Origin of the sequence: Paraburkholderia caledonica NBRC 102488, assembly GCF_000685095.1 — a bacterium.
Taxonomy (GTDB): Bacteria; Pseudomonadota; Gammaproteobacteria; order Burkholderiales; family Burkholderiaceae; genus Paraburkholderia; species Paraburkholderia caledonica.
This window is the reverse complement of the sequence record NZ_BAYE01000015.1, coordinates 20,208-35,100: the sequence shown is the minus strand read 5'-3', so window position 1 is coordinate 35,100 and position 14,893 is coordinate 20,208. Positions and strand designations below refer to the sequence as shown.

Below are 14,893 nucleotides of genomic sequence, written 5' to 3'. Positions count from 1 at the left end.
AAGGATGCCCATGAGCAGATTCGGATGACTCGTTGCTCGTCGGCGCTGCGCACGAGGAGCGAGGAGGCTTACTGAGCGTAGGCGCGAAAAACCATGCACAATGCCCGCAGACCGACTGCCATCCGCGAGATAAACGATGAATGCCGTCCCCGAGACCCGCACGCAGATCCCACCCGCGCATACCGGCTCCCGTATTGCGCTGCGTTCGAGCCGACTGCTCGGCTGGCAGGGTTTCGGCGCGGAGCTGGTGAACGTGTCAGCCGGCGTGCACCGGATACCTGCTTTCAAGCACCATCGAATCGGCGTGCATGTGGGCGCGCCCGTCCGGGCGCACTGTCATTGCAACGAGAAACCGCACTCGCGCATTCAGGCGCACGGCGACGCCGACGTGATTCCGGTAGGACTCGACGGGCAGTGGAGCGATGAATCGGCCTGCACGATTTTTAGTATCTGGATCGGCGAAGATTTCGCGCGCAGGACCGCTGAACAATTGGCGCTCAAACCGGACGGCGCGCAGATTCGCCCGCAATTCCAGATGCGCGATCCGCGCTTTCAGCACCTGGCGTGGGCGTTGCGCGCGGAACTGGAAGCAGACGTCGCGTCTGAGCCGCTCTATGCCGAAAGTCTGTGCACGGCAATGGTGGTACGTCTGATTGGCGGCGCTGCGTCGCTCGACGACAAGCGGCGCACGCTCGCGCCGAGGACCGCGGCGCGCGTGACGGAGTTTATCGAAGCGCATCTCGACCGACGCCTCACGTTGAGCGAGCTTGCCGCGCTTGCCGAGCTCAGCGTGCCGCATTTCAAGGTGCTATTTCGCTCGACGCTCGGCGTGCCGGTGCATCAATATGTGGTGCAGCGGCGCGTAGAACGCGCGCGAACGTTGTTGCTGCAAGGCCGGCTGAGCGCCAGCCAGGTCGCGCTCGACGCGGGCTTCGCACACCAGAGCCATATGGCGCACTGGATGGGGCGGCTCCTCGGTATCACGCCGCGCGAGCTCGTGAAGTCGAGCGCGCGCTGACGAACCCAATAGACCGTATCCGCATCAGCTCGACGGCGGCGCCGCTGCCGTCAATTGCGAGTACACGTCATGCGACAGTTGCAGCAACTGCTTGCGGTCGATACCGCCTGACACCGCATAGCCGAAATCGCCGTCAACCCAATAGAACACGTTGACCGGCCCGTCCTGATACAGCTTGAACGCTGTCGTGTTCGCGTTCACCTTGCGGCGCGAGATGCACAGCGTCACCCGTTCGCCATTCTGGCCGCGATACATGAACTGCGCGGTGTCGCCGTCCGGACCAGGCAGCAGGCGGCCACCCGAGAGCGCAAAGCCTGCCTTCGACAACATGGGCGGATGCACATTCGTGCCGAGGCGACTCGCCAGCCACTTCACGAAGTCCTGCTCGTGATCCGCATTCATGTCGGTGGGCCGGTCGACCGCCGGCATATAGACGACATGCGCAACCGCAGCCTGACGCGCGAGTACTTCGCTGCTGTCCGCACTGACAGGGCGCGTGTCGGACGAACCTGCCACCGAAGGCAACGTGTCGCGTCCCATATGCGTGCCGACGCCGATGCCAATGCCCATTACCAGCGCCGCCGCCATGCCCGCGAACTGCGGCCAGTTGGCAGCGACGCGCGAGCGGCGCGGCGCGCCCGGCTGTAAGCGCTTCGGCACGGGTTCGTTCAGCACGCGGTCGTAGCGCTCATGGAACATGCTGTTCAGCGAGAAATAATCGCTGATGCGCGTGGCCAGATCCGGATTCTGTTCGAGCGCGCGCTCGACCTCCGCACGTCGTTCCTCGGACAGCGTGCCGTCCACATAGGCGTGCAGTTCTTCTTCGCTAACTGGCGTAATTTGCTCGCTCATCGCACCACCTGTAATTTCGCACCGGGCTGGCTGCCCGCCATCAATGCCCGAAGCCGTTCGCGACCGCGCGAAAGCCGCGACATGACCGTGCCGATGGGCACGTTCAGCGCGAGCGCGACGTCGGCGTAGCTCATTTCCTCCAGTCCCACCAGCAGCACGACTTCGCGCTGCTCGACGGGCAAACGCTGCAACGCGTAGTCGAGATCGCGCATTTCCAGCGAACGGGATTGTTGCGCCGGCACGGCGAACTCGCTTTCATGCACGCTTTCGTCGTCGACCGCGACGTGAACCGCGCGTGACGACGCCTTGCGCGCCTGATTCGCGAACACGTTGTGCATGATCGTAAATAGCCAGGCGCGCAGATCGGTGCCGGCCTGGAACAGTTCGGTGCGGCCGAGCGCGCGTTCGAGCGTGTCCTGCACCAGATCGTCCGCGAGGTCGCGATTGTTGATCAGCGCCCGCGCATAGCGCCGCAAGCGCGGCACGTGTTCCATCAACTCGTCACGAACATCCATTATTCATCCCGGTCATGGGGCCTCTCGTGGACACGGAGCGGCGGCGCTTCGTCGGGCGTCGCACGCGTTTGTAGTGCAAACAGGCGTGAACGCATTTTATTCCGTTGCTCGAGCGACTCGCCGCAAGATCGTGCGGTTTCATTGGATGGTCATGGCGTCGGCGGCGCGCATCAGGCCGTGTGTGCGTGCATTGCCGGCGACCACGAAGCGCTGCCGTTGCGCCGTCCATGTCAACAGACGTACATCGCCGATGCGGCGCGCCGACCATTGCGGCTGAGCGGGCGCGAGCAGTGCGAGCGTCGACAGCACTACGACCGGCTCGTTATCGCCATTCAGATAGATGAATTCGGTGGCGCGCTGCAGCAGACCCAGCGACACGACGCGCTGATCCACGAGCCGCAGCCCGATCGCTTCCAGGTTGGGAGCGGACGGGTCTCTGCGAGTTGGCGATCCGGCAGGAAACGGGGCGGCGGCGGTTTCGGCCAACGCCATGATGGCCGCGTTGTTAAGCGCCTGCCGCGTGACCTCGGTGGCCGCGAACCAGCCGCTCACGGCGATGCACGCGATGACGAGCGCAACCAGCACCCTGAGCGGCTTGCGCAAGCGCAGCCTTACAGCGCTGCCCCAGCGGCTGCCGGCGTTGTGCCGCCCGTTGAACGCGCTGGCCTCGGGTTCGTCGGCGGTCTGAAAGGAGCGTTGCATCTGTTCGTTGAGCTTGCCGTAAAAGGCGACCCGGCGGGCTTCTGCCGGATCGCGGCCGAGGTAGTCGCGCAGAAACGCGGCGCGCGCCGGCGACAACGTGCCGTCGGCGTAGGCCTGAATGTCGGCTTCGGAAAGCGGCGAATCGTTGGGGGCGTCGGTCGGGTTCATGAGAAAAGGTCTCCGGGCAAAATCCGGCTATTGAGGTGCAAACACCGCCGCGCTCCGGTTTATTCCGCTCTCGTAACCGGGTTTGCGCAACATCTTTTACTGTGCCATCGCGACGTCGCGGAAGCTAGCAAACCCGTTCGCGAATTGCTTTATTCCGCGCAATGGAAATGTTTTTCCCACGTGGCTTGCGCAGGAATAAAAGCCGGTGAGGCGTGGTTCTCCCTGATGCAAACCCGCAACCAGCTCACCGGAATTCATCATGAAGAAGATTGCTTTTGCCGCATTGTCCGTCGTCGTTCTGGCCGCATCGTCGAATGTTTTTGCGCAAGGAAAAACCCGTGCTGAGGTCTACCAGGAACTGATCCAGGCACAACAGAACGGTCTCGATTACGTGACCGACGCATCATATCCGGACGTCAGCCCCGTCTTCGCGCATATGGTCGAACAACACAAGCAGGCGCTTGCTGCCGAGGCGGCCGCGAACCGCGTCGCGAGCGACGCCAGGCCGACGGACAGCATGAATTGAGGGCATTTGAAATGCCGATGGCCGGCGCGCGTGGCGAACGGGCGCGCCGGAAATCGAACGGAATAGACTTGCGCCGCGCGTGTTAGCAAATCAACGCATCGATTCAGCAAGGAGTCTCCGTGACAAAAAACACCGTTCCCGATCATCTACCTCGCTGCGTGCCGTGCCGGCTTGCCGCGATAGGCGCCGTCGTGCTTCTGTCCGCAGGCGGCTTCGCTTATACGGCGGGGTGGTTGACGCCGCAACGCCTGAGCGCGCCGCGCATCGTCGATACGCTGCAGGCCGTGGCGGGTCAACCGCATCCGGGCTATCGGCGCAATCATGCGAAGGGCCTGTGCGTCGAAGGTTATTTCGACAGTAATGGCCAGGGCGAGCGTGTCTCGCGGGCCGTCGTATTCGCACCCGGACGCACGCCGGTCACCGGACGCTTTGCGGTGCCCGGCGGCAATCCGTCCGCGCCCGATACGAGTTCCCCGGTGCGCAGTCTGGCGCTGCTCTTTCAATTGAAGGACGGCGAGCAGTGGCGGACCGGAATGAACTCGACACCGGTCTTCGCCGTGCATACGCCTGAGCAGTTCTATCAGCAACTGCTCGCCGCAACGCCCGATCCGGCGACCGGCAAACCAGACCCGGCCCGGCTCAAGGCCTTTTATGCAGCCAATCCGGAGACCCGACCCTTCCAGGCGTGGGTGAAAGCGCATCCGCCTTCGTCGAGCCTCGCGAACGCCGCGTACTACGGAATCAACGCGTTCCGCTTCACCAACCAGAGCGGCGACACGCGCGCGGTGCGCTGGGCGATGGTGCCCGAGACGCCGTACGCGCCGATTACGGACGCGCAAAAGGCCGGGAAGAATTTCCTCGCGGCGGACCTGGACGAGCGTCTGCAGAGCGGCCCGTTGCGCTGGCATCTGATCCTGACCGTTGCCCATCCGGGCGACCCCACCGACGACGCCACGCTGCAATGGCCGTCCGATCGGGAAAATATCGACGCGGGGACACTCGTGATCGAACGCAGCACGTCGCAGGAAAACGGCGCTTGCCGCGACGTCAATTTCGATCCGACGATCGTGCCGTCGGGCATCGCGCCGTCCGACGATCCTTTGCTCGCCGCGCGCTCGGCGGCCTATGCGCTGTCGTTCAAGCGCCGCACGCGCGAGGAAACGCTGCATCCCGAGCTTCATCAAACCCCGACGACACATGGAGAGCGCTCATGACGCGGACCCGCACGCACTTCAGTCCGCTAGCGCGGTTTCTGCACTGGACGATGGCGCCGCTCATCGTCGCGATGCTGTTTATCGGCGTAGGCATGGTCGCAACGGTGTCGCGCGCGCATGACACGTTGATTGCGATTCACAAGCCGCTTGGCATCGCTCTGCTGCTGCTCGTGGTGATACGCGCAAGCGTGCGCATACGGCGCGGCAGTCCGCCATTGCCTCACGACATGCCCGCATCGCAAAAAATGGCGGCGAAGGGCTCGCATGCGGTGCTCTATGCACTGATGTTTGCGATGCCGCTGATCGGCTGGGCGATGCTGTCCGCGGCGGGCTATCCGCTCACGCTATGGGGTCCGCTGCATTTGCCGCCGATCGCGCCGCATAACGTCGAACTTTTCGCGGTGCTGCGCGCGTTGCACACGTGGCTTGCTTTTGCGCTGTTCGGCACGGTGCTGCTGCATCTCGCGGCGGCCCTGTTTCACGGCCTGATCCGCCGCGACGGCGTGTTTTCGAGCATGGCGCGCGGCGGTCGCTAGACGCCGCGCGCTAGTTGCGGATTCGCTCGGAGCGAGGATCGTAAGGCGCTTTCAGGTGCAAAGTAGCCGGCAGCAATTCGCCGGCTACGTCGATCGCATATGCGCCGCTCGTCAGATACGCGGAGTCTGCTGCGCCATCGGAGTTGTTGACGTAGCCCATCGCGACCGGACAGCCGAGCGTATGGCCGAATGCCGCCGAACTCACGAAGCCGACCGGTTTGCCGTCGCGGAGAATCGCTTCGCCGCCCCAGAGCGTGCGATCCGCTGCGCCGTCCACGGTCAGCACCACCATGCGGCGGCGCAGCGGCTTGCCGCGGAGTTCGAGCAGTGCGTCGCGGCCGCGGAATGGAATGTCGGTATCGAGTTTGCACGCGAATGCAAGGCCCGCTTCAAACGGATTCATGTCCGGTGTGAGCTCCCGGCCCCATGCGCGGTAACCTTTTTCGATGCGCAGCGAGTCGATCGCGTAGTAGCCCGCATTGACGAGGCCGAACGCCTTGCCGGCTTCATGCAGGATCTCGTACACGCCCACTGCGAATTCGACCGGCACGTACAGTTCCCAGCCCAGTTCGCCGACATAGGTGAGGCGGGTCGCGCGCACGGGTGCATAGCCGATATCGACTTCGCGGCTTTGGCCGAACGCGAACGACTCGTTGCGCCAGTCTGCTTTTGACACGCTTTGCAGAAGTTCACGCGAGCGCGGCCCCATCACGGCGAGCACCGCATACTGGCTCGTCACGTCGACGAGCGCGCAGTGCTTATCGCGCGGAATTGCTTTGTCGATCATGTCGAAGTCGCGCGTGGTTTGCGCCGTGCCGGTGACGAGCAGGTATTGATCTGCGGCGAGGCGCGTGAGTGTGAAGTCCGATTCGTAATTGCCGCGTTCGTTGAGCATGCCGGTGTAGACCGTGGTGCCCGGCGGCACATCGACGTCGTTCGCAACCAGGTTTTGAAGGACGCTTTGCGCGTCGCGGCCTTTGACAAGAAATTTGGAAAACGACGTCATGTCGAAGAGCGCCACGCGTTCACGGCACGCACGGTGTTCGGCGCCGCTTAACGGCAGCCAGTTCTGCTGGCCGAACGCATAGTCGATGCGTGCTTCGTCGCGCGTCGGCGCGAAGAAATTGGCGCGCTCCCAGCCCATCTTGCTGCCGAAACACGCGCCGTCCTCGTGCAGCAAAGCGTAGAGCGGCGAGCGGCGAAACGGACGGGCGCTGTCGAGTTCGCGATTGGGCCACGGCATCGCATAGTGCAGGCCTAGCGTTTCCTTCACGCGATCGTGCAGCCACGTGTCGTTACCGTTGAAGCGCGCAAAGCGGCGAATGTCGACCGGCCACAGATCCATGGTCGGCTCGCCCGCCACAATCCATTCGGCCAGCGCCATGCCGGCGCCGCCCGCCGAGGCGATGCCCATCGAGTTGAAACCCGCGCCGACAAAAAAGCGCCGCAACTCGGGCGCCTCGCCGAGCATGAAGTTGTTGTCGGGAGTGAACGATTCGGGACCGTTGTAGAACTGGCGTACCTGCGCCGTTTCGAGCGCGGGTACGCGTTGCAGCGCGTTCGTCATCAAAATTTCGAATTGATCCCAATCGTCGGGTAGCAGCTGGAATTCGAAGTGTTCGGGAATGCCTTGCATGCCCCACGGTTTCGCGTTGGGCTCGAAACCGCCCATGACGAGGCCGCCCACTTCTTCCTTGAAATAGATGAAACCGTCCGGATCGCGCATGACGGGCAGGTCGGGGTGCACGCCGGCAATGCGTTCGGTGACGATGTAGTAGTGCTCGGCCGAGTGCAGCGGCACCGTCACGTCGCACAGGCGGCCCACGGCCTTGGCCCACTGGCCGGCGCAATTCACGACGATCTCGGCGCCAATCGTCCCCTCTTCGCCGTTCTTGTTGCGCCACGCAAGCCCAGTCGCTTCCCGCGCGCCGTGCGCGTCGCTTGTGTGGATAGCCGTCACACGCGTGTTCTCGACGATGCGCGCGCCGCGCATGCGGGCGCCGCGAGCCAGGGCCTGAGTCAGATCGGTGGGATTCGCCTTGCCGTCGCCGGGCAGCCAGACGGCGCCCAGCAGGTCGTCGGTGCGCATGACAGGCCATAGATCGCCGGCCTCGCGCGCGCTGATCACGTCGCAGGCCACGCCATACGCGCGAGCCACGGCGGCGGTGCGCTTGAGTTGAGTCATCCGCTCGGCTGTGCGGGCGACCGACAGCGAGCCGCATTGTTTCCAGCCCGTTGCAAGACCAGTCTCGGCTTCGAGTTCCGCGTAAAGCGCGGTCGAATAGCGGATCAGCTTCGTCATGCTTTCCTGAGCCCGCAACTGGCCGACCAGACCGGCCGCATGCCACGTCGTCCCGCAGGAAAGCTGGCCTTGTTCGAGCAGGACCACGTCGGTCCAGCCGAGCCTGGTCAAGTGGTACGCAACCGAGCAACCAATGATGCCGCCGCCAATGATGACGACGCGCGCGTGCTGAGGGATAGATGTGGACATGTGTTGGAATTAGAGGACCGGTACGCGAAGATTGACGCTTAAATGCACATAATGCAACGGGAGGTCGTTGCAAGCTCTGAGGTGGCAGCTTGACATGAGGCTGTCATTTATCGCTTGCGACACTTACTGTACGGGCGCTAATAGCGTGGCGCGGACCCTGAGTCGACCGCTTTGCAATCACTGCAGACTTAAATGTGGCTTTGCGTGGGAATCGATGTGAAGTCTCACGCTGAACTGTGGTTTTTGTTAGACTCACCGAAGTCCACATTTGCGCACTCCATGTTCTCGACCCAACGCCAGAGCGAAATCCTGCAGCTTGTCCGCGAGCAACGCACCTGTACGATCACCGGTCTCGCGGCGCGCTTCGAGGTTTCAGACGAGACTATCCGCCGCAATATCAAACCGTTGATTGCGCAGGGCCTGCTTCTCAAAGTCCACGGGGGCATCATGCTGCCCGAGCGCCTCGACGAACCGCCGTTCGAGCGGCGCATGGCGGCCAGCCTCGCGGGCAAGCGGGCAATCGGCGCGCGCGTCGCTGAACTGGTGCGCGACGGCGACTCTCTGATTCTCGACGGCGGCAGCACCTGCGTGCATATCGCGCGGGCGCTGACGGCGCGCTCGCGGCTCACGGTCGTGACCAACTCCATCGAAGTGGCCCGGCTGCTCGCGCCGCGCAACGGCAACCGCGTGTTCATCGCGGGCGGCGAACTGCGTGCCGACGACAGCGCCGCGATCGGCGACAGCGTTCAAGCTTTTCTGCGCCAGTTTCATGTGCGTTACGCGATCGTCTCCGTGACCGCGATCGACATGCAGGGGCATTTCATGGACGCGCTTCCCGCCGACGTCGCGTATTCGCTCGCGGCGTTCGCTCAGGCCGAGCGTCGCGTGGTCGCAGCGGACCACGCCAAATTCGGACATAGCGCGCTGCTGCACGCGTTTGCCGCCGATTGCGTGGACCTGCTGGTTACCGACGAAACTCCCGCGCCGGCGCTTGCACAAGTGTTGACGGCCGCAGGTGTCGAGGTGCTCGTCGGCGCGCCGCCCGGCGGCGGGGCGAGAAGCGGCGAGAAGGGTGGGCAGGACCAGTACGACCCGAAGAACGGGAACGACGGGAACGGCAAGAACGGCGCGCGCCCGCGCTAGCAACCGGCCTCGCTGAGAGCGGTTCGAACGCGGACACTGGCGAACGCACACCCAACCCCGCCCAGAGCCTCGCCCCACGCGAGCGCCGCCCGCGCACAGCCAATTCCCGCCGACGCGTAAAATGGCCGGTTATCACTGGCAGCCTGGCTCCGGGCGAACGAAGCGGTGGACTGCGCCGTCCGCCGGCAGTTGCCTTCCGCGCCGCCTGCCTTCGCCGGCTTGAAGAGGATGCACCCTGATGTCGTCAGTTTTCTTTGATCGGGAACGGATTGCAGAATGGCTCGGTGAGAACACCGTCGCCAAGGCGCGCGCGGTCGGGCCCGTCAGCAAAGTCGCATGGCACGGGGCCACGCTGACTGGCGACGTACAGGGCTCGCAGCCGCTTCCTTACAGAACGCGTGTCCGTTTTCGCACCGACGGCGGCTTGCCGTGGGCGCAGAGCGACTGCACGTGCCCGGTCGGCCGCAATTGCAAGCACGTCGCCGCGCTGCTGCTGGCCGAGCTCGAATACCACGACGAGATGGACCACATCATCGACGTGGACGGCAATGAGCGCGAAGATAGCGCCGCCGTTTTCGCCCGATCTGCATCGGCGGAACGCGCTGCTTTGCAACCTGGCGTGCGTCCCGAACTGGTCAGCTGGCTCGAACGCTTCCGGGCACGCGTGGAAGCCGCCGATGCGGCTGTCCAGAAGGCAAGCGCCGCGCGCACCGAGACGCTCGCCTATCGGCTGAACTGGTCCGACTTCCACATGCGGCACGAGGTCGTGCTGCACCGCGCGCGCTGCGATCCGGACGGTCGGATCGTCTCCGTCGGCGAAACGTGGGGCAACGTCGAAGCGGCGCTCGTCAAGCAACCGGGGTTCGTATCGGACGAAGACCTCTCCATCTTGCGCGGCCTGTGGCTCGGCCGTTCCCGCGAAGATTTCGGGCAATTCATTCTGCGCGGCACGAACGGCGCGGAGATGTTGCAAAAGCTCATTGCCACCGGGCGCCTCTTCGTCGACTTCAGAATTGCGCCCGGTGATGACGGCCCCACGCCGCTCACGCGCGCGGCCGACCGGCCCGGGCGCATCGAATGGGAGCCGCTTGCCGACCAGCGGCTGCGCCCGGTTCTGTGCACCGAGCCGCGCGCGAGCATGGTGTTGCCCACCGAGCCCGTCTGGTATGTGGACGGCGCGGCAAACGAGGCGGGTGTGGTCCGCTCGTCGCTACCGTTCCAGCAATTGCCCGATTACCTCGCAATGCCGCCGATCTCGCTCGCCGAAGCGCCCCTTGTCGCGTCGGTGCTGCGGGAGGTTGCGCCCGATTTGCCGTTGCCGCCCACGCATGATTCGCGGGCGATCCGGGTGATCGACGTGGAGCCGGTGCCTGTGCTGACGCTCAATAGCCACGCGTTGCCGTCCGCCGGAAAGGCAAAAGGCCTGGCCGTCGAACTGGCCGGCGTGAGCTTCGACTACGACGGCGTCAGCATCAACGTGGACAGCAGCGTGACACTCGTGCCCATGCCGGGCGGCGACGTCATTCATATCCGCCGCCGCTACGAGGTCGAGAAGAAGCGCCTGCTCGAACTTCGCAAGAGCGGGCTGCAGAAGGTGCCCACGAGCCGCGTGTTCACGTCGCGGCAACTGCCCGATACGATGCTCGGCCTGGGCGATGCGGACGCCTGGTCCTCGTTTGTCAGCGACGCGGTGCCGGAACTCGTCAGCAAAGGCTGGCGCGTGACGATGGCGCCCGAGTTCCGCTACAACGTCATCGAGATCGACGCGATCGACGGCACCGCGCATCAGGCGGGCGACGGCTGGTTCGATCTTGAAATGGGTATCCGCATCGGCGAGCGCAATGTGCGGCTCGAGCCGCTGCTCGCCGATCTGTTCCGGCGCGACCGGCGCTGGGTGGGCGGCACGCTGGAGGCGATCGCCGACGACGAGCCGATTGAACTGAAGACCGAAGAGAACAAGCGCCTGCGGCTGCGCGCGGACCGGTTGAAGCCGGTGGTGCGCGTGCTGGTCGATCTGTTCGACTCGCTCGGTGCGAGCCTGGCCGAGGGCGCGCCGCTGCGCGTGCCTTCCGTGGACGCAGGCCGCCTCCAGGCATTGAGCGATACGGGACGCTGGCAATTTCGCGGCGACGATTCCATTCGCGAACTCGCGCAGCGTCTGCAAGCCGGTCCCGGCTTGCGCGAGGTGCCGGTGCCTCGCAGTCTGCGCGCTGAACTGCGCGCGTATCAGCAGCAGGGTCTCAACTGGATGCAGTATCTGCGCGAGCAGGGTCTCGCCGGTGTACTCGCCGACGACATGGGCCTTGGCAAAACCGTGCAGACGCTTGCGCATATCCTCGCCGAGAAGGAAGCGGGCAGGCTCGACCGGCCGGCGCTGATCGTGGTGCCGACCACGCTCGTGCACAACTGGCGCGAGGAGGCACGGCGCTTCGCGCCCGAACTGAAGGTGCTGGTGCTGAATGGCCCGCAACGCAAGGAGCGCTTCGATCAGATCGGCGAACATGAACTGATCCTGACGACGTACGCCTTGCTGTGGCGCGACCAGAAGGTACTCGCTGAACACGAATATCACCTGCTGATTCTCGATGAGGCGCAGTACGTGAAGAACGCGACGACGAAAGCCGCGCAGGCAATCCGTGGCTTGAACGCGCGGCACCGGCTGTGTCTGACCGGCACGCCGCTCGAAAATCACCTGGGCGAACTGTGGTCGCAGTTCGATTTTCTGCTGCCGGGTTTTCTCGGCAGCCAGAAGGATTTCACGCGCCGCTGGCGCAATCCGATCGAAAAGAATAACGACGGCGTGCGCCGTTCGTTGCTTGCGCGTCGCATCCGGCCGTTCATGCTGCGGCGTCGCAAGGACGAGGTCGCGAAGGAGTTGCCGGCCAAGACGACAATCGTGTGTTCCGTCGATCTGGAAGGCGCCCAGCGCGATCTGTACGAAACCGTGCGTACGGCGATGCAGGAGAAGGTGCGCGCGGCCGTGAGCGCACAGGGCCTAGCGCGCAGTCACATCGTCGTGCTGGACGCGCTGCTGAAGCTGCGGCAGGTGTGTTGCGATCCGCGACTGGTGCGCACGCTCAGGACCGCGAACGAGGGCGCCGAACGCAGCGAGGACGCAGCGCCAAAACTGGCGAGCCCTGATAAGGCGGAAAAGGGCGCGCGAGGTATGCGCTCCGCCAAACTCGACCTGCTGCTGTCCATGCTGCCGGAACTGATCGAAGAGGGACGCCGCGTGCTGTTGTTCTCGCAGTTCACCGGCATGCTCGCGCTGATCGCCGAGGCGCTGGACGAAGCGGCGATTCCCTATGTGATCCTGACGGGCGACACGACGGATCGGATCACGCCCGTCGAGCGCTTTCAGCAAGGCGAGGTGCCACTGTTCCTGATCAGCCTGAAGGCGGGCGGCGTGGGCCTGAACCTCACCGCTGCGGACACCGTGATCCACTACGACCCGTGGTGGAATCCCGCCGCCGAGAATCAGGCCACCGACCGTGCGCATCGACTCGGACAGGATAAGCCCGTGTTCGTCTACAAACTGATCGCGGCGGGCAGCATCGAAGAAAAGATCGTGGAGTTGCAGGAGCAGAAGGCAGGTCTTGCCGACAGCATTCTTTCGGAAGACGCCGCCGGCGCAGCCAAGTTCTCCGACGACGACATCGACGCGCTGTTCGCGCCGATGCCCGAGCTCGAAGGCGGAAGGTGACGCGAACCGTTTCCGGGACAGTGCGCGCGAGTCGCGCACTCTTCAGCCACTGAATGCCGACGTTTTCCGGTATCCAATATTCCCAGATTTGACTCCGCATTGTTCAAAGACGTCACAAGTCGTCAAGAAACGCGGAGTTTGTCTGCCTGCCGTCAACGGTTGCTTCCCGTACTCGTTGAACACGCGACCGTCATCAGGTCAGTCAACTCAGTACGTTAAGGAAATAACCGTTATGAACAAGCATTTCGTCGCCGCCGCTGTTGCCGGCCTTTTCTCGATCGCAGCGTTTGCGCAAGCTTCGGCACCGGTCGCGGCATCGTCGCAAGCTGCTGTTGCTACTGCTCAGCAGGAAGCAGCGCCGGCAGTCAAGCACCATCACACCACGAAGCAACACAAGCACGCGCATAAGCATTCGCACCATGCAGCATCGGCTGCCGGCGGCGGACAGGGCGCCGCACCGGTGTCCGACGAAGCAGCGCCCGCCAAGCCGTAACCGTTACGCCGCCTAGCGAGCCTCTGAAGACGCGGGCCGGTGCATGACATCGGCCCGTTTGCTGCCTGCGGTTCATCGAAGAAAACCTGCGCAAGACACAACACTCGGTCTTCAGGCGGTTCGGTGGCTGGCCGTCGGTCGCCGGTCGTCGGCGCAGAGCCTCATTCGCGTTGCCGCCTGGATTCACCTCGGTTTAGTTAGGACTATATATGAAACGTATCTGTCTTTCGATCGCATTCGGCTGCGCGATGAGCCTGTCCGTCGTCGCTCAGGCAAAGAGCTTCAGCTTCGAGCTCAGCCCGTCCACACGCACGACTGCGAATGCTCCAGCGACACAAGACTGGCACGACGGACGCTATTGGGACGGTCATCGTTCGTGGAGCCGCGACGAGTGGGAAGGGCGGCGCACGCGTGCAGCAGGCCACAACGATGCTTATCGCTTCAATCGCGACGCTCATTGCCCGCCGGGCCACGCGAAGAAACACGATTGCTGATGTTCTCGCCCGCACTGAACGCGCCCGCCGCCTGCGCAGCGTGTTGACAGGCGGACCTCGCCGTGCTGACGGCCATGCCGATCGCCGCGCCGCCGCAGCAACGGTCGCCCGATGCGCCGCCTTGCACTACCCCGATCTCGCCCACTGCTTCAATGAAAATCTGTTTGCCCCGTTTCGCCACACCGGCTGTCCCAATCCTGCTCGTCTTCTCGTTGGCAGGCGCGCTAAGCGGTTGCTCCCTGCTCGCGCCGAGCGGCCCGCCCGCCAGTCCGCCGTTAGCGTGGCACTCCAGCTGGCCGCCCGCAGTGCCTGCAGTGCCTGCAGTGCCTAATGAGGCAATGGTTCCGGCTGGGTTCTATCGGGTGAATTCGGGCGATACCTTGACCGGCATCGCCAAGGCTTTTGGCCGCGATGCTGCGGCCATTGCGCAGTGGAATCACCTGTCGGCGGATGGCGCACTGGATGCCGGGCAACTGCTGCGTGTCGCGCCGCCACCGGGAGTGGCGAGCACGCCTGCCGGATTAAATGCGCGCACGCCTGCAAGCCCTGAACCCCGCGCGAAAGCAGTGCAGAGTGTCGCGCCCATCGGCAAAGCGCGGCTCGCATGGCCGGTCAACGGGCCGGTTGAAGCGCCGTTCGTCGCAGGAAAAACCAGGGGAATTGCGATCGCTGCGGCCGCTGGCGAACAGGTGAGAGCGGCGGCGAGCGGGAGAGTCGTGTACGCGGGAGGCGGCATTGCGGCTTATGGTCTGCTGATCATCATCAAGCACGACTCACATTTGCTGACCGCCTACGCCAACAACCGCGCGCTGCTGGTGAAAGACGGCGCGCTCGTGAAGAAAGGGCAGGCGATTGCCGAGCTTTCGTCGGACTCCCACGGCGACGCGTCTTTGCATTTCGAAGTGCGCGACGGCGGCAAGCCTGTCGATCCGCTCCTCTATCTTCCGAAGCGCCCTTAAGCCGGTGCCCACGCGGCATTGCCGCTTTCCTCGAACCGGACCGACGCGGCGTGCTGTTACATGCAGCGCGCTGCGCAAT

Annotated in this window: 13 protein-coding genes; 9 read left to right on the top strand and 4 right to left on the bottom strand. The window is 64.2% G+C overall.

Features of this window, described 5'->3' with window-relative positions:
* Window positions 1-136 precede the first annotated feature (136 nt).
* The gene (locus BCA01S_RS25295) at window positions 137-1,018 is read left to right on the top strand and encodes an AraC family transcriptional regulator (protein ID WP_027779312.1); all 882 of its coding nucleotides are present in this window, start codon (window positions 137-139) and stop codon (window positions 1,016-1,018) included.
* A gap of 24 nt (window positions 1,019-1,042) precedes the next feature.
* Here the strand turns inward: BCA01S_RS25295 and BCA01S_RS25290 are convergent, their stop codons facing one another.
* The 3 genes from BCA01S_RS25290 to BCA01S_RS25280 all read right to left on the bottom strand — a co-directional run bounded on the left by BCA01S_RS25290 (window position 1,043) and on the right by BCA01S_RS25280 (window position 3,255).
* Window positions 1,043-1,870 (bottom strand): anti-sigma factor family protein, encoded by an 828-nt coding sequence (locus BCA01S_RS25290; RefSeq protein WP_027779311.1) that lies wholly within the window; start codon window positions 1,868-1,870, stop codon window positions 1,043-1,045.
* A complete protein-coding gene (locus BCA01S_RS25285; protein ID WP_027779310.1) occupies window positions 1,867-2,385 on the bottom strand; it encodes a sigma-70 family RNA polymerase sigma factor in 519 nt (172 codons plus the stop codon). Before BCA01S_RS25285 ends, BCA01S_RS25290 begins: the two co-directional genes overlap by 4 nt.
* Before the next feature lie 138 nt (window positions 2,386-2,523).
* Complete coding sequence (locus BCA01S_RS25280; RefSeq protein WP_027779309.1) at window positions 2,524-3,255, bottom strand: anti-sigma factor family protein; 732 nt, start codon at window positions 3,253-3,255, stop codon at window positions 2,524-2,526.
* 259 nt (window positions 3,256-3,514) lie between these two features.
* Between BCA01S_RS25280 and BCA01S_RS25275 the strand changes: the two genes are divergently transcribed.
* From BCA01S_RS25275 to BCA01S_RS25265, 3 genes are all read left to right on the top strand, one after another.
* Entirely contained in the window at window positions 3,515-3,781 is a 267-nt protein-coding gene (locus BCA01S_RS25275) for a DUF4148 domain-containing protein (RefSeq protein ID WP_020071520.1), read from the top strand.
* Between the two features lie 119 nt (window positions 3,782-3,900).
* Window positions 3,901-4,995, top strand: coding sequence for a catalase family peroxidase (locus tag BCA01S_RS25270; RefSeq protein ID WP_027779308.1), 1,095 nt, complete (start codon window positions 3,901-3,903; stop codon window positions 4,993-4,995).
* Complete coding sequence (locus tag BCA01S_RS25265; RefSeq protein ID WP_027779307.1) at window positions 4,992-5,531, top strand: cytochrome b; 540 nt, start codon at window positions 4,992-4,994, stop codon at window positions 5,529-5,531. Before BCA01S_RS25270 ends, BCA01S_RS25265 begins: the two co-directional genes overlap by 4 nt.
* A gap of 10 nt (window positions 5,532-5,541) precedes the next feature.
* On the opposite strand, the gene BCA01S_RS25260 is transcribed toward BCA01S_RS25265, so the two are convergent.
* Window positions 5,542-8,022, bottom strand: a complete 2,481-nt coding sequence (locus BCA01S_RS25260; protein ID WP_027779306.1) for a GcvT family protein — start codon at window positions 8,020-8,022, stop codon at window positions 5,542-5,544.
* A gap of 279 nt (window positions 8,023-8,301) precedes the next feature.
* Between BCA01S_RS25260 and BCA01S_RS25255 the strand changes: the two genes are divergently transcribed.
* From BCA01S_RS25255 to BCA01S_RS25235, 5 genes are all read left to right on the top strand, one after another.
* A complete protein-coding gene (locus BCA01S_RS25255; RefSeq protein WP_027779305.1) occupies window positions 8,302-9,165 on the top strand; it encodes a DeoR/GlpR family DNA-binding transcription regulator in 864 nt (287 codons plus the stop codon).
* 238 nt (window positions 9,166-9,403) lie between these two features.
* Window positions 9,404-12,868 (top strand): DEAD/DEAH box helicase, encoded by a 3,465-nt coding sequence (locus BCA01S_RS25250; RefSeq protein WP_027779304.1) that lies wholly within the window; start codon window positions 9,404-9,406, stop codon window positions 12,866-12,868.
* A 232-nt stretch (window positions 12,869-13,100) separates the two neighbouring features.
* A complete protein-coding gene (locus tag BCA01S_RS25245; protein ID WP_027779303.1) occupies window positions 13,101-13,361 on the top strand; it encodes a hypothetical protein in 261 nt (86 codons plus the stop codon).
* Between the two features lie 209 nt (window positions 13,362-13,570).
* A complete protein-coding gene (locus tag BCA01S_RS38110) occupies window positions 13,571-13,855 on the top strand; it encodes a hypothetical protein (protein ID WP_027779302.1) in 285 nt (94 codons plus the stop codon).
* A 152-nt stretch (window positions 13,856-14,007) separates the two neighbouring features.
* Window positions 14,008-14,814 (top strand): peptidoglycan DD-metalloendopeptidase family protein, encoded by an 807-nt coding sequence (locus BCA01S_RS25235; RefSeq protein WP_027779301.1) that lies wholly within the window; start codon window positions 14,008-14,010, stop codon window positions 14,812-14,814.
* Window positions 14,815-14,893: the final 79 nt, after the last annotated feature.

Coding starts and splice junctions, on each gene's coding strand:
- BCA01S_RS25275 (WP_020071520.1), top strand. CDS start 3,515: ATGAAGAAGATTGCTTTTGCCGCATTGTCCGTCGTCGTTCTGGCCGCA.
- BCA01S_RS25255 (WP_027779305.1), top strand. CDS start 8,302: ATGTTCTCGACCCAACGCCAGAGCGAAATCCTGCAGCTTGTCCGCGAG.
- BCA01S_RS25280 (WP_027779309.1), bottom strand. CDS start 3,255: ATGAACCCGACCGACGCCCCCAACGATTCGCCGCTTTCCGAAGCCGAC.
- BCA01S_RS25260 (WP_027779306.1), bottom strand. CDS start 8,022: ATGTCCACATCTATCCCTCAGCACGCGCGCGTCGTCATCATTGGCGGC.
- BCA01S_RS25285 (WP_027779310.1), bottom strand. CDS start 2,385: ATGGATGTTCGTGACGAGTTGATGGAACACGTGCCGCGCTTGCGGCGC.
- BCA01S_RS25295 (WP_027779312.1), top strand. CDS start 137: ATGAATGCCGTCCCCGAGACCCGCACGCAGATCCCACCCGCGCATACC.
- BCA01S_RS38110 (WP_027779302.1), top strand. CDS start 13,571: ATGAAACGTATCTGTCTTTCGATCGCATTCGGCTGCGCGATGAGCCTG.
- BCA01S_RS25265 (WP_027779307.1), top strand. CDS start 4,992: ATGACGCGGACCCGCACGCACTTCAGTCCGCTAGCGCGGTTTCTGCAC.
- BCA01S_RS25235 (WP_027779301.1), top strand. CDS start 14,008: ATGAAAATCTGTTTGCCCCGTTTCGCCACACCGGCTGTCCCAATCCTG.
- BCA01S_RS25290 (WP_027779311.1), bottom strand. CDS start 1,870: ATGAGCGAGCAAATTACGCCAGTTAGCGAAGAAGAACTGCACGCCTAT.
- BCA01S_RS25250 (WP_027779304.1), top strand. CDS start 9,404: ATGTCGTCAGTTTTCTTTGATCGGGAACGGATTGCAGAATGGCTCGGT.
- BCA01S_RS25245 (WP_027779303.1), top strand. CDS start 13,101: ATGAACAAGCATTTCGTCGCCGCCGCTGTTGCCGGCCTTTTCTCGATC.